A 20326-nucleotide genomic window follows, 5' to 3' on the forward strand; every position below is an offset into this window, starting at 1 on the left:
GGTTAAGCCGTTTAAGTGCATCCCCCATTAAAAAGAGATCAAGGAGAAATAAATGCGAGTGTTACATACCATGTTGCGCGTAGGCGATTTGCAACGTTCAATCGATTTTTATACTGGGGTGCTGGGGATGAAATTGATCCGTACCCAGGATTATCCTGATGGCGAATTTACCCTGGCCTTTGTCGGCTATGGTAACGAGTATGACAATACTGTGCTTGAGCTCACCTACAATTACGGCAAAACTGCCTATGACATGGGGACGGCTTATGGTCATATGGCGATTGAGGTTGATGATGCGTACAAAGCCTGTGAGTTGGTCAAAGCCAAAGGTGGCAAAGTCGTGCGTGAGGCTGGGCCAATGAAACACGGCACCATCGTCATTGCCTTTATTGAAGACCCGGACGGCTACAAAATCGAATTTATCCAGAAGGGGACCATCGAGTACCCCACCCATGTCTAACCGTACCCAGTTACTGCAGGCAGTGAGGCTGGCGCAAGCCGGAGACTGGCATGGCGCACATCAGATTGCGCAGGATTACAGTGACCCCACTGCCAACTGGATTCATGCGGTGTTGCATAAAATAGAGGGTGACCGCTGGAATAGCGAATACTGGTATGCGAGGACGGCCGGTCACCAATACACAGAGTTTGACCATGACAGTGCAGCAGAACTCGACGCGATTGCCGACTGGCTGACAGCAGCGTAGCGCTTAATTTCTTCTGTTCTTAGCGCTACCTGGCTTACTTATGCTCGCCATCGCTGTGGCGGCCCGCTGTAAAAATCCCCCACAGGGATTGTACAAACAGGCCAATGACCGTTCCAAACAAAAATAGCAACACGCCAATCAGCAAACACATCAACAGCAAGAAGCCGTCTTGCAGCCAGACGCTCTGTTCGCCCAGCGACTGCCAGACAGACAGGATTTGTGCGATCCATTGATCAAGATTGATGCATTTCATGAATGTATTATGCCTCAGGAAACGGAATGTGATGCATCGCTGCGACGGATTTGTTTAATGCCTGATTTTCCATACGGTGGCTTTCAATTGACTTACACCGCTGGACTCAAAACGACGCTTGCACAGCTTAGTGTACTACCCAAATCGGTGCACCAGTTTGCTAGCTGGCAGTGCATGTTTGCCAGCTAAAGACATTGGTCTGTGTCTGAGCTATTCCAATACGCTGATTTTAAAGTAAAAAATTATTTATTTTAGATGGCCTGCTTGTTGCTAGGGATAACTTAAGCTAGAGGAGAGGCATCATGATAAAAAAACTTGCAGCCGACGCCATGCTAACGGCGGAAATGCGGCTGTCCAACAATATCCAGTTGTTAAGTGATTTACTTGATCAGGCAATCTTAGAGGTGGAGGGGGAAGCGGTGGCGCAGAAAATCGCCGCTATCCGGCAAGCCGCATTGCGTTTTCACCAGCATCATGACCAGCAGGCTTCGTTAGATCTTGAACAGTTGCTCGCTGACCTGAGTCTGGAGCATACGGTGCGGGTGGTGCGCGCACTGGCGTATTTCAAACACCTGGTCAATTTGGCAGAGGATCTTTACGGACAAGAGCTCGGCCATTGCCAGCAAAATACACCCGCGCCGGGCATGTTGTCGCACACCCTGGCGCAAATCAAGGCTTCGGGCATTGCCCCGCAAAAAATTCAGCAACTGCTGCAAGATGCGCTGATCTCACCGGTGCTGACTGCCCACCCCACAGAGGTGCAGCGTAAAAGCGTGCTGGATATTGAGCAATTGATTGCCGAATTGCTGGCACAGCGTGGAACGATGGTGTCTGAGCGTCAGCTGGCCCGTAACAAGCTGTTATTGCAAGGTGCGGTGTCAGCGTTGTGGCAAACCCGTATGATGCGCTTCTCCAAGCTTAGTGTGCTCAATGAGATTGAAAACGCACTGACCTATTACGAAAGCACGTTTTTACATGTGATTCCTGAGATTCTGCAGGATATCGAGCGCGACCTGGCTGATTGGCTGCCCGGCATGGACTTGCCGGGTATTTTGCGCATGGGCAGCTGGATAGGCGGCGACCGCGATGGCAATCCGTTTGTGAATGGCACCACCTTGCGCGACAGTGTGCGCCTGCAGGCCACGACCTTGTTTAAGTTTTATCTGCAAGAGCTGGCCGCGCTCAAACGGGAACTGGCTGTGTCCACGCGCGTGGTTGGTGTGGATGAGGCCGTGCTGGCGCTGGCAAAAGCTTCGCGCGACCAGTCTTCACACCGTCTGGATGAACCCTACCGGCTCGCACTCAATGGGGTACATGACCGCTTGCTGGTCACAGCAAGCCATCTGTTGCCGGATGCGGGCTGGAGTTTGCCGGAAGAGGTTGGCAACGAAGCTTACGAAGACCCACAGGCGTTGTTGTTACCGCTGCAAACCATTGCCGACTCTTTACGCCGTCATCATGGCGAAGCCTTGATTTATCCGCGGCTGGGCAAGCTGATCAAGGCCATCGGCACGTTTGGTTTCCATTTGGCGACGGTGGATATCCGCCAGTCCTCTGACGTGCATGAAGCGGTGATCAGCGAGCTGTTACACAAGGCGGGTTATGATTTTGACTATGCCAGCTTTAATGAGGAAGAAAAAATCGGCCTGTTGCTCGAAGAGCTGAAGCAACCCCGCCTGCTGTTTTCACCTTTCCAGCAATATTCCGAGCTTGTGCATAAAGAAATCGGCGTGCTGGAAGCTGTACGTGAGGTGCGCCAGCGTTTTGGTGAGCATGCCGTGCGCCAATATATTATTTCGCACACTGAAACCTTGTCTGACTTGCTTGAGGTCGCCTTGCTGCAGCGTGAGGCAGGCTTGCTAAGAGGGGTGTGGGGGTCTGCCAATATCCAGGTCGATCTGAATATTGTGCCGCTGTTTGAAACCATTGCCGACTTGCGTGATGCGCCCATGATCATGGGCAAATGGTTGAGCCTGATTGGTATCCGCCATGTGATCCGCTACCAGGGCAACGAGCAGGAAGTCATGCTGGGTTACTCGGACAGTAACAAAGATGGCGGCTTTTTGACCTCGAACTGGGAGCTGTATAAAGCGGAAATTTCGCTGGTGGAACTGTTTAACCAGGCCAACGTCAAGCTGCGCTTGTTCCATGGCCGCGGCGGCACGGTTGGCCGCGGCGGTGGCCCGACCTACCAGGCCATCATGGCACAACCCATAGGCACGGTTGACGGCCAGATCCGCCTGACTGAACAAGGCGAAATCATTTCTACGCGCTATGCAGACCCTGTGGTCGGCCGCCAACACCTGGAAACCCTGATTGCAGCCACGCTGGATGCCACCCTGTTTCCGGCGGATCAGCTAGAGCCCGCCAAGCGCCGGGCCTTTGAAAGTGTGATGGAAACCTTGTCGGCGACGGCCATGACCAGCTACCGTAGCCTGGTGTATGAAACCCCGGGCTTTGCCGATTACTTTTTTAATACAACGCCGATAGAGGAAATTGCCGGCCTCAACCTGGGCAGCCGGCCTGCCGCACGTAAATCGACGCGCAGAATTGAAGATTTAAGGGCGATTCCGTGGGGGTTCTCGTGGGGACAATGCCGCTTGTTGCTACCAGGCTGGTATGGCCTGGGCAGTGCTATCCACCAGTTTTTATCGCACGACCCAGCCTTGAAGCAAACCCGGCTGGAGATGTTGCTGGAGATGCAGGCGCACTGGCCGCTGTTTAATACCTTGATTAACAACGTTGATATGGTGCTGGCGAAAACAGACCTGATCGTGGCGCGCCATTATGCCCACTTGCTGGCTGACAAAGCCTTGCGGGAAGAGATTTTCAGCAGGATTGCGCATGAACACAAACTCACCACCGATGCCGTCAATCTGTTGCTGGGCACCACCCAGCGGCTTGCCAGTCAACCGGTCATCGCCAAATCTATTCGCGACCGCTTGCCCTACCTGGATCCGCTCAATCACTTGCAGGTGGAAATGATCCAGCGTTACCGCAATGGCGAAACCGATGAAAAGCTCAAATGGGCCATCCCGCTGACCATTAATGGGATTGCCACCAGTTTGCGCAATACGGGTTAGGAACCACTTGGCACAAAGAATACAGGACAAGCCTAGCTTGTCCTGTGAAATCGTCGTTTAGCGCAAGATACTAAAACGCCAAGCATTGCTGCATGCTTGGCGTTGCTGTGCCCTAGTACTGCATTACTTTAAGTACTGCAGTACTTTAGTGGCGATGCTTGTCTTCCCAGGCTTGAAGCTGTTTCTCGGCTTCATCCTTGGTAATGCCATAGCGTTCCTGGATTTTACCTGCGACCTGATCGCGTTTGCCTTCGATCACATCCAAGTCATCATTGGTGAGTTTCCCCCATTGTTCTTTGACTTTGCCTTTAAGCTGCTTCCAGTTGCCTTCGAAAATGTCTTTATTCATCTCAAGTCTCCTATGATTACATTATTGATTTAGATTGCTGTCAAAGCCGATGTACATGCCATCGACCTGAATGCATATTAAAGGCAAGCTTGCCTGTATTCAGTCGGCCAGGCCCGCATTTTCGGGTCGGATTTGGCTGACAAGCGCATAAAAGCCCGTGCCCTGGAAACGTGTTTTAGCCCCCGGCGGGTATCGCGATGCCATTAAATGCTGTTAAGATGCGGCCATGAAGAATGACTCCTTTTCTAATGCGCTTGCGCGGCGCCTGCCTTATGAATTTTGGATCGGCTGGCGTTATACACGTGCCAAACGCAACAATCACTTTATTTCGTTTATCTCACTCACCAGCATGATAGGCATTGCCTTGGGCGTAATGGCGCTGATTGTGGTGTTGTCGGTTATGAACGGTTTTCAGGATGAGCTCAGAAAACGCATTTTAGGGGTGGCTTCGCATATTGAAGTGCGCAGCTTTGAGGCCGGTTTGCCGGACTGGGAGCATGTGCAGCAACAGATAGAAAGTATCCCGGCTAAGGCAGTGGCCAGCCCGATTACCGGTGTTGCGCCTTACATCATGGCGCAAGGCATGCTGACGCATGATGAGGCGGTACAGGGCTTGCTGATTCGTGGGGTGCTGCCTTCGCAGGAGTGTAAGGTTTCTGACCTGGCGACCCAGATGAAAATTGGCAAGCTGACCGATTTGCAGCCAGGCCAGTTCAATATCGTGTTAGGGGCTGATCTCGCGATGGCGCTTGGCGTAAGGGTTGGCGACAAAGTGGTGTTGATGGCGCCGCAAGGGCAGGTGACGCCGGCCGGACTGGTGCCACGAATCAAGCAATTTACCGTGGCGGGGATTTTTCAGGTTGGCATGTATGAATATGATGCCGGGTTGGCTTTGATCCACTTGGACGATGCGGCCAAGCTTTACCGGCTGGGCGACCAGGTCTCGGGCTTGCGGCTCAAGCTGGATGACTTGTTTATGGCAGACCGCGTCAGCCGTGAGCTGGTGCAGGCGCTGGGGCCGAATTATTACGTCACCGACTGGACCCAGCAACATGCCAATTTCTTCAAGGCGATCCAGCTCGAAAAACGAGTGATGTTTATTATCCTGGCGCTGATCGTGGCGGTGGCGGCATTTAATATTGTGTCTACGCTGGTGATGGCGGTGACTGACAAGCGCGCAGATATTGCCATTTTGCGTACTATGGGCGCGACCCCGCAAAGCATACGTAAAATGTTTGTGGTGCAGGGCGCGATGATAGGCATTATCGGCACTTTGTCTGGGGCTGTGCTGGGCGTGTTGCTGGCCCTCAATATCGAGACCGTGGTGCCCTGGATCGAGCATACGTTTAATGTGCAGTTTTTGTCCAAAGACGTGTATTACATCAGTGACTTGCCTTCCAAGTTGATGTGGTCGGATGTGTCTGCCATCGTTGGCTTATCCATCTTGCTCAGTCTGGTGGCGACCTTGTATCCGAGTGCCCGTGCGGCGAGCATGAATCCGGCGGAGGCCTTGCGTTATGAGTAATTGGGTATTGCAGTGCCAGGGCTTGGCTAAGCGTTACGAGAGTCTGGATACCTCTGTGTTAACTGGGGTCGATTTACAACTGGCGGCAGGCGATCATGTGGCCATTGTGGGCGCTTCTGGCAGTGGTAAAAGCACCTTGTTGCATTTGCTGGGCGGGCTGGATGCGCCGACGCAAGGTGAGGTGCAGTGGTTGGGCAAGCGACTTACCACGCTCACTGAAGCTGAAAAAAGTGCCATGCGTAACCAGTATCTGGGGTTTGTTTACCAGTTTCACCACTTGTTGCCAGAATTCAGTGCGCTGGAAAATGTGGCTATGCCGCTATTGATTCGCCGCATGCCTCGGGCACAGGCGCTGGAGCAGGCAGCCCATTACCTGACGCAAGTCGGCTTGGCACATCGTCTGGAGCATACACCGGGTGAGTTATCGGGCGGTGAGCGTCAGCGTGCAGCCCTGGCCCGGGCATTGGTCACGCAACCCCGCTGCGTGCTGGCCGATGAGCCGACCGGCAACCTGGACCGGCAAACCGCACAACAAGTGTTTGAGCTGCTGCTGCAGATTCAGGCGCAACAAGGTACCGCCCTGGTAGTAGTCACCCATGACCTGTCGCTGGCGGCGCGCATGCATCAGCAATATCGCTTGCAGGATGGGCGCTTGCAGTCCCTGTCGCAAGAGGCACAAGGGCAGACTGACGAGTAGCCATCATGTTGCCGGGCGCCACACTGGGATTACTGTTCGGTGTCTGGCTGTTTCAGCAACAAGCGCAGGTATGGTCGCTTTCAGTATGGCTGGGCTGGTTATTGGCCCTGGGGCTGGCCGCGCTGCTGGCGCACATCCGCCAGATTGGCGCTGATAGGCTTCCGTCAGTACTTTCGCTTTCTTTTCGTCCACTTTTTTTTCGTCGGCTAGCCCTGATTGTGCTGGTGGCTGCCATCGGCTTTGGCTGGGCGCAGTCGCGCGCTGCCTGGCGCTTGCAAGCGGCATTGCCGCAAGCATGTGAACAACAGCCGCTCAAGATTGAGGGCGTCATCGTGAGTGTGCCTACACGCGATGCACGCGGTCAGCATGTCGATTTTGCCGTCGAGCATCATTTCGATGCGCATTGCCCGGTGCCGCCCAGGCTGCGTTTGCATCTTTACGAACAATCCTACCGCCATGGCCCAGCCCAGCCTGCGAGCACATTGCCGCTATTGCAAGCCGGTGAACGTTGGCAGTTCACCGTTAAGCTCAAACGTCCGCATGCCACGCGCAATCCACATGGCTTTGATTATGCGGCCTGGTGTCTGGCCAACCAGGTGGGTGCAGCTGGCGCGATCGTCTCCAAGGCCCCCATGCGCAGATTGCAGGCCATGGTTTGGCAACCGGCTGCCATTATCGCCCGCTGGCGCGCACAGGTTGGTGCGCGTATCCAGCAGGTGCTTGGCGTCACCCCGGCTAGCGGCGTGTTACGTGCTTTGGTCATCGGCGATGATAGCCAGATTTCGCGTGCGGATTGGCAGTTGTTTGTCGATACTGGCATTAACCATTTGATCAGCATCTCCGGCTTACATATCACGATGTTGGCGGCGCTTGGCTATCTGGTGACGGGTTGGCTGTGGCGGCAGCAACCACGCTGGGCGCTATGGCTACCTTCCACCCTGGCGGCCAGGACGGGTGGGGCATTGGTGGCGGTGATTTATTCGGCGCTGGCTGGTTTTTCCATCCCGACGCAGCGCACCTTGTGGATGTTGCTCACCATGCTGGGGATGCTGAGTGTGCGCCGGCAATTACCTTTTTCCTGGATCCTCAGCGTGGCGTTATGGGTAGTGCTGCTGCTTGATCCATGGGCCGTGTTGACGCCTGGCTTCTGGTTGTCTTTTGGTGCAGTCGCCCTGTTGGCTTTTGGCATGGGTGGGCGTTTACGTCCAGGCCCTGCCTGGCAGGCAGCGGTGCAGACGCAATGGCTGGTCACCCTGGCATTTGTGCCTATTTTGATCCTATTGTTTAACCAGGTGTCTGTGGTGTCGCCGTTGGCCAATGCCCTGGCCATTCCACTGGTCAGTTTGGGCGTGGTGCCATTGGCGATTGCAGGTGCTGTGCTGCCAGTGGATGCCTTGTTAGTGCTGGCTGCACAGCTGTGGCGATGGCTGGCATGGGGCTTAGCTCAGTTAAGCCAATTTTCCTGGGCCGTCTGCTATCTGCCTACGCCATCAATGTCTGCTTGGTTGCTCGCAATGTTAGGCATGCTGGTATTGCTGTTGCCCAAAGGCTGGCCATTACGCTGGTTTGGTTTTGTGCTATGGCTGCCTTTATGCCTGCCACCCCCGTCAACCCTCAAACCGGGTGATATGCGCGTCACCGTGCTGGATATCGGGCAGGGCTTGAGTGTGCTGGTGCAAACAGCTAGCCACTCCATGCTTTATGATGCGGGGCCGATCTATCATGAAGAAAGTGATGCCGGTCAACGTATTGTCTTGCCTTATTTGCGGCATTTGGGCCTGTCCCGCTTGGATTTGGCCGTGGTCTCCCACGACGATAATGATCATGTGGGTGGCATGGCTTCGGTGCTGGCTGGGGTGCCAGCGACACGCTTGTTAAGCTCACTGACTGAAGAGGCGAATTTTTTTGCGCAATTGAAGGCGATTCCGCAGGCGGCAACCATGCCGCATCTTGCTTGTCATGCCGGGCAGCATTGGCAATGGGACCAAGTCAGTTTTAAGGTCCTTTATCCGATTGAGGAGGCCGGGATTCCCCTCAAGGATAACGATAAAAGCTGTGTGATCCAGGTATTGTCTGCACATGGCAGTCTGCTATTGACTGGGGATATTGAACAATACGCAGAGCAGCGCTTGCTGGCGCAGGCCGGAGAGACGCTGTCGTCTACCGTAATGACCATGCCACATCATGGCAGCAAAACTTCTTCTAGCCCGGCTTTTGTGCAGGCAGTCAAACCGGCGATTGCGATTGCCACGGTCGGTTACCTGAACCGGTTTGGACATCCCAAACAGGCGGTTTTATCGCGCTATGAAGCGGTTGGCAGCCAACATTATCGCTCTGACCAGCATGGTGCAGTGGTACTTGATTTTATTCAGGGCGATCGTCCAAAGGTGGTGAGCTGGCGGCAGGTGGAACCCCATTATTGGGACTGATTGCGGCCAGGATAAACCAGCTTGCGCTAAAACGGCTTTGTAACCTGTTGGATACCGCGTAAAACTTGCCCTCAGGACGGGTTAACGCTAAAGTAGCGAAAGTTTAAAAAAACCATTGGAGTCTTCACTGTGTGGGAAATTATTTTAGCGGCCGGTTGGCCGATCTGGCCTCTGATTATCGCTTCTGTGATCTCGTTTGCCATCATTGTCGAGCGATTCTGGGCGTTGAGATCTTCGGTCGTTACCCCAGACCAGTTATTGCCTGAAGTACAAAACTGGTTAAAGCAAGGTGGCGTGACGCGTGAAACCCTAAGCCGTCTGGAAGCACATTCATTACTTGGCCGCGTGTTTGCCAGTGCACTGGCGAATATGGGCCACTCCCGTGAGGTCACCAAAGAAGCGATTGAAGAGACTGGCCGTGCCGTTGCGCACAAGCTGGAGCAATATCTGCCTACCCTTGGGACGATTGCGACTGTCTCGCCTTTGTTGGGGTTACTGGGGACGGTGATCGGGATGGTCGAGTTGTTTGGCTCATTCACAAACAGTGGTCACGATGTGGCACAGTTTGCGCGTGGTATTTCGGTGGCCTTGTACAACACCGCTGCCGGGATTGTGGTGGCCGTGCCTTCGATGATCGCCTACCGTTATTTCAAAAGCAAAGTGGACGGTTTTCTGGTGGATATGGAGCAACAAGCCATCAAGCTGGTAGAAATCATCCACGGTGACCGCGGATAAGCATTTTGCGACCGGATAGAAAAAGGCAGTCTCATGAATTTTAAACGTGGTAGCCACGACGAAGAACTCGAAATCAACTTTATTCCGTTGATTGACGTGTTGCTGGTAATTATTATTTTCCTGATTGTGAGTGCAACTTTTTCACGCACCAGCGAGTTGCAGATCAACTTGCCGACGGCCGATGCCAATGCGCCACAAGAAAAGCCATTGACCATTACGATCGAGGTGGATGCCAATGGCCGTTACCTGGTCAATGGCAAAGAGGCAAATGGTGCCGTGGTGTCTGATTTGTCCGCTGCCTTGCTTGAGGCAGGTAAGGCAGGCCCGGCAGATAAAGAGCCCACCATTATTATTAATGCCGATGCCAAAGCCACACACCAGTCTGTGGTGAACATCATGGAAGCGGCCCGGACGGCGAATTACACCCATATTACCTTTGCCACACAGGTAAACAGCCATTAATGTTTTTTGGCTGTTTGTGAGCTGTCCCGTTGAGCGCCAGGCAAGCCCGTTGTGACCGACGGGCTTGCTTGTTTTTAAGTAATCAGAGAACCCGCATGGCCCGCAAACAAAAAGTCGATTTACCTAAAATCGTCAATCCCAAACTATTATATAAACGCCTGTTTTTATATGCCTGGCGCTATAAGTTTTATTTTCTGGTGTCCATGGTGGCTACCACCGTGTTGTCGCTCAGTAACACCGCTTTTCTGGCCCTGATTAAAAAAGTCACCGATGAAGGCTTTGTCCAGCATTCTGTGCAAGAAGCATTGACCTTACCCCTGATGCTGATTGGCTTGATGGTCATCCGTGCCGTGGCTTCCTTCTTCTCAATTTACTGCTTGCGTGCCGTCACCAGGCTGGTGGTTGAAGTGATGCGCAAACAGGTGTTTGCCAAGTTGATGTTATTGCCGGTCAGTTTTTTTGACATGCACTCCAATGGTTCGCTGGTATCCAAGATGACCTATGATGCCGAGCGCTTATCCATCGTCGTCACGCGTTCGGCACATAACGTGGTACGGGATGTGCTAACGGTGATTGGCCTGATTGCTTACATGTTGTACCTGGACTGGAAGCTGACGCTGGTATTTGCCCTGGTGACACCGCTGATGGGTTTTTATTTATCCAAAACCACACCAAAGTTGCGTGCCAATGCCAAGCGGGTGCAGCAAGCGGTGGGCGACATTACCAAAACGGCAGAAGAGGCGATTGCCGCGCAACGGATCGTCAAGATTTTTGGAGCACAAACCTTTGAAAATACCCGCTTTGGCGAGGTGGTCGGCAAAAACCGCCAGCTGGAGTTGCGTAGCGCGCGTATTTCTGGACTCAACAGCTTTGTGATTGAGGTGTTGTCTGCGCTGGCGTTGGGGTTGGTGGTCTACTATGCGTTGGGGCAGTTTACCGTCGGTGAGTTTGCTGCATTTATTGGGGCATTGATGATGCTGATTGCGCCAATTAAGCACATCACTTCGGCCAATGAGGATTTGCAAGTCGGCCTGGCGGCGGCACAGAGTATTTTTGAGGTGCTGGATTTGGCGTCCGAAGAGGATCATGGCCACCATCAGATTGGACGCGCACAAGGCGACCTGGTGTTTAAAGACGTAACCTTACGCTATCCGCAGGCTAAACATAATGCCCTGGACCACATCCATGCCACGATCCGCGCCGGTGAGAAGGTGGCTCTGGTTGGCCGTTCCGGCAGTGGTAAAACGACGTTGGTCAATTTGTTGCCACGCTTTTATGCGCTGCAAGAGGGCAGTATTTTGCTGGATGGCGTGGATATCCGTGAATATGGTCTGGAGAATTTGCGCGAACAGTTTTCGCTGGTGAGTCAGGATATCGTGCTGTTCAACGATACCATTTATAACAATATTGCCTATGGTGCCTTGCGTGAAGCCACCGAGGACGAAGTGATCGCGGCTGCCAAAGCCGCCAATGCCTGGGAGTTTATTGAGCACATGCCGCACGGGCTGCAAAGCGAAATCGGTGACCGGGGTGTGCGCTTGTCCGGGGGCCAGCGCCAGCGTCTGGCGATTGCGCGCGCGATTTTAAAAGATGCACCGGTGTTACTGCTGGATGAAGCGACCTCTGCGCTGGATAGTGAGTCTGAGCTGCATGTGCAGATGGCGCTGGATCGCTTGATGCAGAACCGGACGACTATCGTAATTGCGCACCGATTAAGCACGGTAGAGAATGCGGACCGGATTCTGGTCATGGACCAAGGCAAGATTATAGAAGAGGGGTCGCATAGCAGTTTGCTGGCACAAAGTGGCTATTACAGCAGGCTTTACCATAAGCAGTTTCAAGACGACTGATGTTGCGGCGCTGGTTCGAAGAGCAGTGGCAGAAGGCTGGTTGGGCACAAGTCTTGTTGTTGCCACTGTCTGGGCTGTTTGCGGTGTTATCAGGTTTGCGGCGATTTGCTTACCGAGCCGGGTTCTTAAGCAGCCATGCCTTGCCCGTGCCTGTGGTGGTGGTGGGCAATATCTCAGTGGGCGGGGTCGGCAAAACGCCGGTGGTGATTTATTTAGCGCAGCAATTGCTTGCCGCAGGCTACCGTCCGGGCATTTTGAGCCGCGGCTATGGGGGACAATTTACTGGAGAAGTCACGCCTGATAGTCTGCCACAGTCACTCGGTGACGAACCGGTGCTGATTGCAGGGCGGACTGGCTGCCCCATCTGGGTCAATCCCAACCGTGTCGCCGGTGGCCAGGCGTTACTCCAGGCACACCCTGAAATCAATGTGATTGTTTGCGATGATGGTTTGCAACATTATACGCTGCAACGCGATATTGAAATTGCCGTTGTCCAGCGGCCACTGGGGATTGGTAACGGTCATTTATTGCCTGCCGGGCCGTTGCGCGAGTCTATGCGCCGCTTGCAGTCTGTCGATATCATCGTGGAGAGTGGGCAGGTGCCAGCAGGACCCTGGCCTGTGCCGCATTATGTGGTTGGTTTGGAGCTTGGACGCTGGACTGCGGTGACCGATTTGAATACTCATCTGGCAAATGCCGAGTTACAGCAACAGCCATTGGTGGCGATTGCCGGTATCGGCCACCCGCAACGGTTTTTCAATACCTTATCGAATCTGGGTATCCGCTGCGAGACGGTTGCATTTGCCGATCACCATGCGTACAGCGAAGAGGACTTCCTCCCGTTTAAACAAAAAACCATACTGATGACAGAAAAAGATGCCGTAAAATGTCAGCATCTTGAATTGACCAACGCCTGGTATTTACCTGTGAGTGCGCAAATCACACCACTTGGTGAGCATCCTCCGCTAATGCAAAGCGTCATCACTCGATTGCAACAATGCAAAGGACATAAGCATGAATCCTAAACTCTTGGAAATTTTAGTATGCCCGGTGACGAAAGGGCCACTGGTATACGATAAACAAAAGCAGGAGCTGGTATCAAAAGCGGCCCGCCTGGCTTATCCGGTCCGTGATGGTATTCCAGTCATGCTGGAAGATGAAGCCCGTCGCCTGGAAGAACATGAATATACCGAATAGCCATGTTTAAAGTTGTTGTTCCTGCCCGGTTTGCCAGTACCCGTTTGCCGGGTAAACCCTTGCTTGATATTGCCGGCAAACCCATGGTGGTGCGCGTAGCCGAGCAGGCGGCCAATAGCAAGGCTAACCAGGTGGTGATTGCCACTGATCATCAAGAAATCCTGCAAGCCGCCAAGAGTCACCATATCGAAGCCTTGATGACACGTGCCGATCATGTTTCTGGCACAGACCGCATTGCCGAGGTGGTGCAAAGCATGCAATGGCCAGATGACACGATCGTGGTCAATGTGCAGGGCGATGAACCGTTGATTGATCCAATGCTGATCAACGAGGTTGCCCAGACCTTGGCCAGGGACGAGCAAGCGGTGATGTCTACCGCTTGCCATGCCATCGATGACGAAGCTGTCTTAGCAAATCCGAATGTGGTCAAAGTCGTATTCAATGCCAAGCAACGTGCGTTGTATTTCAGCCGGGCGGCGATTCCATTTGCTAGAGATATGGAGTATCGCCAACAAGCACTCCCTGCCTATCGCCATATCGGAATCTATGCCTACCGCGTGAGCTTTTTAAAGCAATATGCCAATCTACCAGCCACTGCGCTGGAAAAAACGGAAAGCCTGGAGCAGCTACGGGTGTTATATCACGGTTACCAGATTGCCGTCACTGTGACGCATCACGCACCTGCTAGCGGCGTGGATACGCCAGAAGATTTGGCGGCGGTCCGGCAGCTCTTCGCCGGCAACTGTTAAAAACAAAAAAGCCTCACTCACGTGAGGCTTTTTATTGGGCATTAGCTGATGAATTAGCTGTTTTTCTGACGACGGAAGGCAATTAATCCCATCATGGCCAAGCCAGCAAACATCATGCCGTAGGTTTCTGGTTCTGGGACAGGCACAGTGATTGGGTTAATGGTGTAGCTACCTTCGTAACGGCCACCACCGATCAGGTTAAATTGTAAAGTGTAGCTGCCTGCAGCCAGGTTCGAAACACTGAAAGTCCATCTTGTTAAATCAGAGCCAATCAGGATAGGCGTGATAATTGGTGCCCATGTGAAAGTGGCATCTGCATCGCTAATCAGGGTGACACCTTGGTAAAGGCCTGAATTGACTTCGTTTAACAGTCTGAACTCTGGATCCAGAACGCCTGTTAAGTCAAAGCTGCCAGCAGTGTAAGAAATATTCACTTTAGCTGTTTTTGCAAGACTGCTTCCTGACAAGTCAGTGCCACTAAAATTGGTTGTCGTGGCAGTCGCAAATGCTGAGGTGCTGACTAACAATGATGCTGCAACTAAGATATTTTTCAACATATTCGTATCCCCTAATGAATTAATTAACAATTTCTGGGAGCGATTATGACAAGATCAATCGTGCAAGCATATAGCCCGTTAGGGTCATCGGACTAACGGGCGTTTAAAAACGGAGTCAAGTACGGAATATAAAATAGACTGCTCCCATCATACATAAGCCCGCCCACAGATAATCCCATTTTAAGGGTTGCTGCATATACATAACAGCAAACGGTACGAATATCACCAGGGTGATGACTTCTTGCAGGATTTTGAGCTGTGCAAGGTTGAGTTGGGTAAAGCCAATGCGGTTGGCAGGGACCTGAAAAGCAATATTCAATCAGTGCGATCCCCCAGCTGACCAGAATGGCGATCCAAAGCGGTTTCTGATGCAAGTCTTTCAGATGTCCATACCAGGCAAATAGCATGAACAAGTTGGCCGTGGCGAGGAGCAGGATGGTTTTAATCAGTGTGAAAGACATGCAGCATCAGGCAAGAAAAAGGTGACTTGGAGCAAGTCACCTGGGGATTGGACAAGCGTTTAAATAGCGGCTTCGCCGGTTTCGCCGGTACGGATCCGGATCACCTGTTCTACTGAAGAGACGAAAATTTTGCCGTCCCCGATTTTTCCAGTATGAGCTGCTTTAATAATGGCTTCAATTGCACCATCGACCATGTCGCTGCCCAGAATCACTTCGATTTTGATTTTTGGCAGGAAGTCGACCACATATTCTGCACCACGATATAACTCGGTGTGACCTTTCTGGCGGCCAAATCCTTTGACCTCGGTGACTGTCAGTCCATTGACGCCAATGGCAGATAAGGCCTCACGCACTTCGTCCAGTTTAAAAGGCTTAATAACGGCTTCTACTTTTTTCATATGTGCTCCGTGGATAAATCTCTCAATGGCATTTTACGCAAGCAGTGCTTTTTATACAAATATCCTGTGACAGGAGACAGTTTGCACGCCTGACTGATGTTAAAAAGACAGGGTGCAGGTAATGGGATAACGGCGGTCCTTACCAAAACCACGCTCGGTAATCCGTACCCCGACTGCCGCCTGCCGCCGCTTGTATTCATTGCGGTCTATGAGCCGGGTCACGCGCTGGACATCGCTGGCGGCATAACCCAGTTGTATGATGCGCTCAATGCTGAGGTCTTTCTCGACATAAGCTTCCATGATGGCATCTAATATCTCGTAAGGCGGCAGGCTGTCCTGATCCGTCTGGTTTTCCCTTAATTCTGCACTGGGGGGACGCGTAATAATACGCTCTGGTATGACCTGGCCCAGGCTGTTACGGTAAGCCGCAAGCTTGTAAACCAGGGTTTTAGGCACATCCTTGATCAAGGCAAAGCCGCCAGCCATATCGCCATACAAGGTGCTGTAGCCAACAGCTGTTTCAGATTTGTTGCCGGTGGTGATGACCAGGCTGCCAAACTTATTACTGATCGCCATCAATAACATGCCGCGGATACGTGCTTGCAAGTTTTCTTCGGTGGTATCAAAAGGCTTGCCGGCAAACTCTGCCGACAAGGTGTCGCAAAACCCTTCAAACAGCGTTTTAATGGGTAATACGCTGTATTCTACGTCAACCAGTCCTGCCATTTCAGCCGCATCTTCCACGCTGATACTGGCGGTAAATTCTGACGGCATCATCACTGCTTTGACACGCGCTTGCCCCAGCGCATCTACGGCAACGGCGAGGGTGAGGGCAGAGTCTATGCCACCAGATAGACCCAGTACTACACCGGGAAATTTATTTTTATTCACATAGTCGCGTAGGCCTAGCACCAGTGCCTTGTAGACGGCGGCTTCGGTGCTTAATGGTGCAGTCATTTCTGCTGCGAGCGGTTGCGTGCCTGCCAGCGTGAGATAGGCCAGCTGTGCTTCAAACATGGGTAGCTCTTGCACCAGCTCACCCAGGCGATTCATGCTAAAAGAGGCACCATCAAAGACCAGTTCGTCCTGGCCGCCCACCATATTGGCATAGATCATGGGCAAGCCGGTTTCGCGGATGCGGTCCCGCAAAACCTGATAACGTGTTTGCTGTTTGTGCAAGTGGTAAGGCGAGGCATTAATGGTCAGTAACACCTGTGCATTGGCCTGCAAGGCTTGCAAGGCAGGACCAGATTCCCAGCTATCGGCGCAGATCAAGATGCCATAACGCACCCCGTGCCATTCAAATACGACGGGCAGGTCTCCTGCCTCAAAATAGCGTTCTTCATCAAACACGCTATAGTTAGGGAGATGGTGTTTGTGGTAAGTCGCCTGGATTCTGCCAGTATGGATGACCGAAGCAGCGTTATAGCGTTTGCCCGCCACTTCATCTGGATGCCCAATAATCACCGCCATGTCTTGGGGCAGCCGCTGTACTAACCAAGTGAGTGCCTGCCGGTTGGCCTGATAAAAGTCCTGCCTGAACAGCAAGTCTTCTGGCGGATAACCACATAAGGCCAGTTCGGGGGTCAATAGCAGGCGGGCACCTGCAGCATAAGCCTCCTCGGCCTGGGCAAGAATGTGTTCAGCATTTTGTTGCATGGCACCGACCATGCAGTTCATTTGAGCAATTGCAAGTTTCATCTGTTTGAGGGCGTCCGACTGGTCAATACTTTCCACCGGCCGCTTTGATCAACTCTACCATGGCTGGATTTTGGCCTTTGAGGGCGTAAACGTAGGCGGTCAAACCATATTGATCACGCGTTTTGACATTGGCCTCATGTTCGAGTAACAAACGCGCCATTTCTGGGGCATTATTACTGACTGCCAAGTGAAGTAAAGGTGTTCCTTCACTATCTTTCTGATTGGCATCGGCCTCATGCTCCAGCAGGGTTTTGGCAGCTTCCAGCTGGTTTTTCTTCACGGCCCAGGTCAATGCCGTCCAGCCATGCTCATCTTCTTGATCAACTTTGGCACCATGCTCAACCAGATAAGTTACCACCGGGGCATGGCCTTCCCGGGCGGCAATCATGAGGGCCGTGGTCCCCAGTTTGTCTTTGAGATTGGCATCTGCACCATTGGTCAACACTGTGGTAACGGTAGGCACATCGCCACTTTTTGCCGCATACATCAGCACCGTTTTACCGTCTGAGGACCGGACATTGGCATCAAAGCCGCGTGCGATAATCAGGCCCACCAATTCGCTGTAGCCGGAGGTGGCCGCGAGACCAAGGGCACTCCAGCCTGCCGGGTCGCGCATTTTTACGTCGGCCCCTTTATCCATCAGCACTTTTGCTGCATCCAGATTATTTTTTTTTGCTGCAAACATCAGCGCTGTCCAGCCACCCTGATCTTTGGCATTGATGTCAGCGCCAGCTGCCAGCAACTCGCGGATCACTTCTGCCTGATTTTTGCGTGCCGCATACATGATAGGAGTCATTTTATCCCCATCAGTGACGTTAGGGTTGGCACCACTTTTCAGTAGGGCCTTTACTGTGGCCAGGTCACCTTTAGAGGCGGCAATCAGCAGGTAAGAGACTTCGTCATCGCGAAAAGGCGCGCTATCTTCAGCGGCAGGTTTTTTGTTGGCAGCCTCTACGGATAACATTGGCCAAGTGAGGCCAAGCAGCACTGCGCTGCCAACAACCAAGCTTGTCCAAATTGCGTGAGCGCGAGAGCCAGTTTGCATGCCAATTCCTCTTATGCGTTTGCGCGTTGAATCGCCGCGAGTACAGCTTCACCCAGGCCGGCAGGCGAGGCTGCCACGACACAGCCAGCGGATTCCAGCGCGGCAATCTTGTCTTCTGCGCGGCCGGAGCCACCAGAAATAATCGCCCCGGCGTGGCCCATGCGCTTGCCTTTAGGCGCGGTTAAGCCAGCAATATAAGCCGCTACAGGCTTGGTGACATGATGTTTGATATAGTCAGCTGCAGCTTCTTCATCGCTGCCACCAATTTCGCCCACCATGATAATCGCTTCTGTTTCAGCGTCTTTCTGAAAGAGTTCCAGGCATTCAATAAAGTTCAAGCCTTTGATTGGGTCGCCACCAATGCCGACACAGGTGGTTTGGCCCAGACCCAAGGCGGTGGTCTGGTGAACGGCCTCATAGGTCAGAGTGCCGGAGCGCGACACGACGCCGACCTTGCCGCGTTTGTGGATGCTGCCAGGCATGATGCCGATTTTGCATTCATCCGGGGTAATGACCCCCGGGCAGTTGGGACCGATCAGCTTGGTGCCGTTGGCACGCAGGGCTGCTTTGACATTGAGCATATCCAGGGCAGGAATGCCCTCAGTAATGCAGACGATTAACTCAATGCCTGCATCTGCCGCTTCCAGGATGGAGTCAGCAGCAAAGGGGGGCGGTACATAAATGACACTGGCATTGGCCTCGGTTTCCTTCACGGCTTCGCGCATGGTATTAAATACCGGTAAGTCCAGATGGCGCTGGCCACCTTTGCCTGGCGTCACGCCGCCCACCATTTTTGTGCCATAAGCCAGTGCTTGCTCGGAGTGGAAGGTTCCCTGTTTGCCGGTAAAGCCCTGGCACAATACTTTGGTATTTTTATTGACTAAAATCGCCATGACTACACACCTTTGTTCACTGCATTCACTGCCTGCTGGGCAGCATCGGTCAGGCCTTCTGCAGAAATAATATTCAAGCCACTTTCACGCAGCATTTGCTTGCCCAGTTCGACATTGGTCCCTTCGAGCCTCACCACCACCGGGATGGTCATGCCTACCTCTCTAACAGCGGTGATGATGCCGGTGGCAATAATGTCACAACGCATGATGCCACCAAAAATATTGACCAGGATCGCGTTTACATTGGTGTCAGCCAGAATGATTTTAAAGGCCTTGGTCACGGTTTCTGCCGTAGCGCCGCCGCCCACATCCAAAAAGTTGGCAGGCATGCCGCCATGGTGCTTGATCAAGTCCATGGTTGCCATGGCGAGGCCGGCGCCATTCACCATACAGCCAATGTTGCCATTGAGGGCAATGTAATTCAGGCCGCTGTGATGCGCTTCTGCCTCTTTGGCATCATCTTGTGACCAGTCACGAATCTCTGCAAACGGTTTTTGACGGTATAACGCGTTGTCATCCACCGTCATTTTGCAATCCAGCGCGACCAGTTTGCCGTCCGCCGTCACAATCAGCGGGTTGATTTCGAGCAGGGATAAGTCATTGTCTTTAAATAATTTATACAGGCCTTTGGCCAGCTTGGTAAACGCGCCAATCTGGTCACCACTCAGGCCTAAACCAAACGCCAGGTTGCGCGCCTGGAAATCAACCAGGCCATTGAGCGGGTCACACACTTCCTGCAGGATTTTTTCTGGCTGGGTAGCAGCGATTTCTTCGATATCCATGCCGCCTGCACTGGAGGCAACCATCACCACACGCTCAAGCGAGCGGTCTACCAGCATGGATAGATACAGTTCGCGTGCAATGGGCAGCGTTTGCTCTACCAGCACTTGGTGTACAGGCTGGCCATCAGGCGCATTCTGATAAGTCACCAGATGCTTGCCAAGCAGGCTGCCTGCCACGGTTTGCGCTTCTAATGCAGATTTAACCACTTTGACACCGCCTGCCTTACCGCGGCCTCCGGCATGCACCTGGGCCTTGACCACCCAGGCCTCGCCGCCCAGTTCTTTGGTCGCTGCTGCTGCTGCCTCTTCGGATTGAACGACCAGGCCGGTCGGTGTGGCCAAACCATATTTTTGCAGGAGTTGTTTGGCTTGGTATTCGTGCAGATTCATGAAAATGTAAGCGCTTTTAATAGTTAAGCATCTATTTTCGCGCAAATACCCTATCAAGGCTAG

Annotated in this window: 21 protein-coding genes and 1 pseudogene; 13 read left to right on the top strand and 9 right to left on the bottom strand. The window is 52.9% G+C overall.

Annotated features, from left to right (window positions below):
* The first annotated feature begins 52 nt into the window (after positions 1 to 52).
* Together gloA and ACIDF8_RS03155 are read left to right on the top strand one after the other, a co-directional pair.
* A complete protein-coding gene (gene gloA, locus ACIDF8_RS03150) occupies positions 53 to 460 on the top strand; it encodes a lactoylglutathione lyase (protein ID WP_412009159.1) in 408 nt (135 codons plus the stop codon).
* Complete coding sequence (locus ACIDF8_RS03155; RefSeq protein ID WP_412009160.1) at positions 453 to 707, top strand: hypothetical protein; 255 nt, start codon at positions 453 to 455, stop codon at positions 705 to 707. Before gloA ends, ACIDF8_RS03155 begins: the two co-directional genes overlap by 8 nt.
* A gap of 34 nt (positions 708 to 741) precedes the next feature.
* On the opposite strand, the gene ACIDF8_RS03160 is transcribed toward ACIDF8_RS03155, so the two are convergent.
* The gene (locus ACIDF8_RS03160; RefSeq protein WP_412009161.1) at positions 742 to 960 is read right to left on the bottom strand and encodes a hypothetical protein; all 219 of its coding nucleotides are present in this window, start codon (positions 958 to 960) and stop codon (positions 742 to 744) included.
* 57 nt (positions 961 to 1017) lie between these two features.
* Here ACIDF8_RS03160 and ACIDF8_RS03165 point away from each other — a divergent pair, with 57 nt between their 5' ends.
* Positions 1018 to 1149, top strand: coding sequence for a hypothetical protein (locus ACIDF8_RS03165; protein WP_412009162.1), 132 nt, complete (start codon positions 1018 to 1020; stop codon positions 1147 to 1149).
* Positions 1150 to 1262: 113 nt separating this feature from the next.
* A complete protein-coding gene (gene ppc, locus ACIDF8_RS03170; RefSeq protein WP_412009163.1) occupies positions 1263 to 4043 on the top strand; it encodes a phosphoenolpyruvate carboxylase in 2781 nt (926 codons plus the stop codon).
* Positions 4044 to 4188: 145 nt separating this feature from the next.
* On the opposite strand, the gene ACIDF8_RS03175 is transcribed toward ppc, so the two are convergent.
* Positions 4189 to 4392: a CsbD family protein gene (locus tag ACIDF8_RS03175; RefSeq protein ID WP_412009164.1), complete on the bottom strand. Its 204-nt coding sequence runs from the start codon at positions 4390 to 4392 to the stop codon at positions 4189 to 4191.
* A 226-nt stretch (positions 4393 to 4618) separates the two neighbouring features.
* On the opposite strand from ACIDF8_RS03175, the gene ACIDF8_RS03180 reads away from it, so the two are divergent.
* The 9 genes from ACIDF8_RS03180 (at position 4619) to kdsB (ending at position 14036) form a co-directional block, all read left to right on the top strand.
* A complete protein-coding gene (locus ACIDF8_RS03180) occupies positions 4619 to 5917 on the top strand; it encodes a lipoprotein-releasing ABC transporter permease subunit (protein ID WP_412009165.1) in 1299 nt (432 codons plus the stop codon).
* Positions 5910 to 6614, top strand: a complete 705-nt coding sequence (gene lolD, locus ACIDF8_RS03185; protein WP_412009166.1) for a lipoprotein-releasing ABC transporter ATP-binding protein LolD — start codon at positions 5910 to 5912, stop codon at positions 6612 to 6614. Before ACIDF8_RS03180 ends, lolD begins: the two co-directional genes overlap by 8 nt.
* A gap of 5 nt (positions 6615 to 6619) precedes the next feature.
* Positions 6620 to 9043, top strand: coding sequence for a DNA internalization-related competence protein ComEC/Rec2 (locus ACIDF8_RS03190; RefSeq protein ID WP_412009167.1), 2424 nt, complete (start codon positions 6620 to 6622; stop codon positions 9041 to 9043).
* Between the two features lie 129 nt (positions 9044 to 9172).
* A complete protein-coding gene (locus ACIDF8_RS03195; RefSeq protein ID WP_412009168.1) occupies positions 9173 to 9778 on the top strand; it encodes a MotA/TolQ/ExbB proton channel family protein in 606 nt (201 codons plus the stop codon).
* Positions 9779 to 9811: 33 nt separating this feature from the next.
* Positions 9812 to 10240: an ExbD/TolR family protein gene (locus tag ACIDF8_RS03200; protein WP_412009169.1), complete on the top strand. Its 429-nt coding sequence runs from the start codon at positions 9812 to 9814 to the stop codon at positions 10238 to 10240.
* A 95-nt stretch (positions 10241 to 10335) separates the two neighbouring features.
* Entirely contained in the window at positions 10336 to 12090 is a 1755-nt protein-coding gene (msbA, locus tag ACIDF8_RS03205) for a lipid A export permease/ATP-binding protein MsbA (protein WP_412009170.1), read from the top strand.
* Positions 12090 to 13115: a tetraacyldisaccharide 4'-kinase gene (gene lpxK, locus ACIDF8_RS03210; protein WP_412009171.1), complete on the top strand. Its 1026-nt coding sequence runs from the start codon at positions 12090 to 12092 to the stop codon at positions 13113 to 13115. The genes msbA and lpxK overlap by 1 nt, the downstream gene beginning before the upstream one ends.
* Positions 13105 to 13287, top strand: a complete 183-nt coding sequence (locus tag ACIDF8_RS03215; RefSeq protein WP_412009172.1) for a Trm112 family protein — start codon at positions 13105 to 13107, stop codon at positions 13285 to 13287. Before lpxK ends, ACIDF8_RS03215 begins: the two co-directional genes overlap by 11 nt.
* Before the next feature lie 2 nt (positions 13288 to 13289).
* Positions 13290 to 14036, top strand: coding sequence for a 3-deoxy-manno-octulosonate cytidylyltransferase (kdsB, locus tag ACIDF8_RS03220; RefSeq protein ID WP_412009173.1), 747 nt, complete (start codon positions 13290 to 13292; stop codon positions 14034 to 14036).
* A gap of 53 nt (positions 14037 to 14089) precedes the next feature.
* On the opposite strand, the gene ACIDF8_RS03225 is transcribed toward kdsB, so the two are convergent.
* From ACIDF8_RS03225 to sucC, 7 genes and pseudogenes are all read right to left on the bottom strand, one after another.
* A complete protein-coding gene (locus ACIDF8_RS03225) occupies positions 14090 to 14593 on the bottom strand; it encodes an FxDxF family PEP-CTERM protein (protein ID WP_412009174.1) in 504 nt (167 codons plus the stop codon).
* A gap of 115 nt (positions 14594 to 14708) precedes the next feature.
* A pseudogene (locus ACIDF8_RS03230) lies at positions 14709 to 15054 on the bottom strand (DMT family protein).
* A 59-nt stretch (positions 15055 to 15113) separates the two neighbouring features.
* Positions 15114 to 15452: a P-II family nitrogen regulator gene (locus tag ACIDF8_RS03235; protein ID WP_412009175.1), complete on the bottom strand. Its 339-nt coding sequence runs from the start codon at positions 15450 to 15452 to the stop codon at positions 15114 to 15116.
* 99 nt (positions 15453 to 15551) lie between these two features.
* A complete protein-coding gene (locus ACIDF8_RS03240) occupies positions 15552 to 17153 on the bottom strand; it encodes an NAD+ synthase (protein ID WP_412009643.1) in 1602 nt (533 codons plus the stop codon).
* Positions 17154 to 17175: 22 nt separating this feature from the next.
* On the bottom strand, positions 17176 to 18198 hold the full coding sequence (locus tag ACIDF8_RS03245; protein WP_412009176.1) for an ankyrin repeat domain-containing protein: 1023 nt from the start codon (positions 18196 to 18198) through the stop codon (positions 17176 to 17178).
* Between the two features lie 11 nt (positions 18199 to 18209).
* Positions 18210 to 19091, bottom strand: coding sequence for a succinate--CoA ligase subunit alpha (sucD, locus tag ACIDF8_RS03250; protein ID WP_412009177.1), 882 nt, complete (start codon positions 19089 to 19091; stop codon positions 18210 to 18212).
* A 2-nt stretch (positions 19092 to 19093) separates the two neighbouring features.
* Positions 19094 to 20263, bottom strand: a complete 1170-nt coding sequence (sucC, locus tag ACIDF8_RS03255) for an ADP-forming succinate--CoA ligase subunit beta (RefSeq protein ID WP_412009178.1) — start codon at positions 20261 to 20263, stop codon at positions 19094 to 19096.
* Positions 20264 to 20326: the final 63 nt, after the last annotated feature.

Origin of the sequence: Methylophilus sp. 3sh_L, from assembly GCF_046766015.1 — a bacterium.
Lineage (GTDB): Bacteria > Pseudomonadota > Gammaproteobacteria > Burkholderiales > Methylophilaceae > Methylophilus.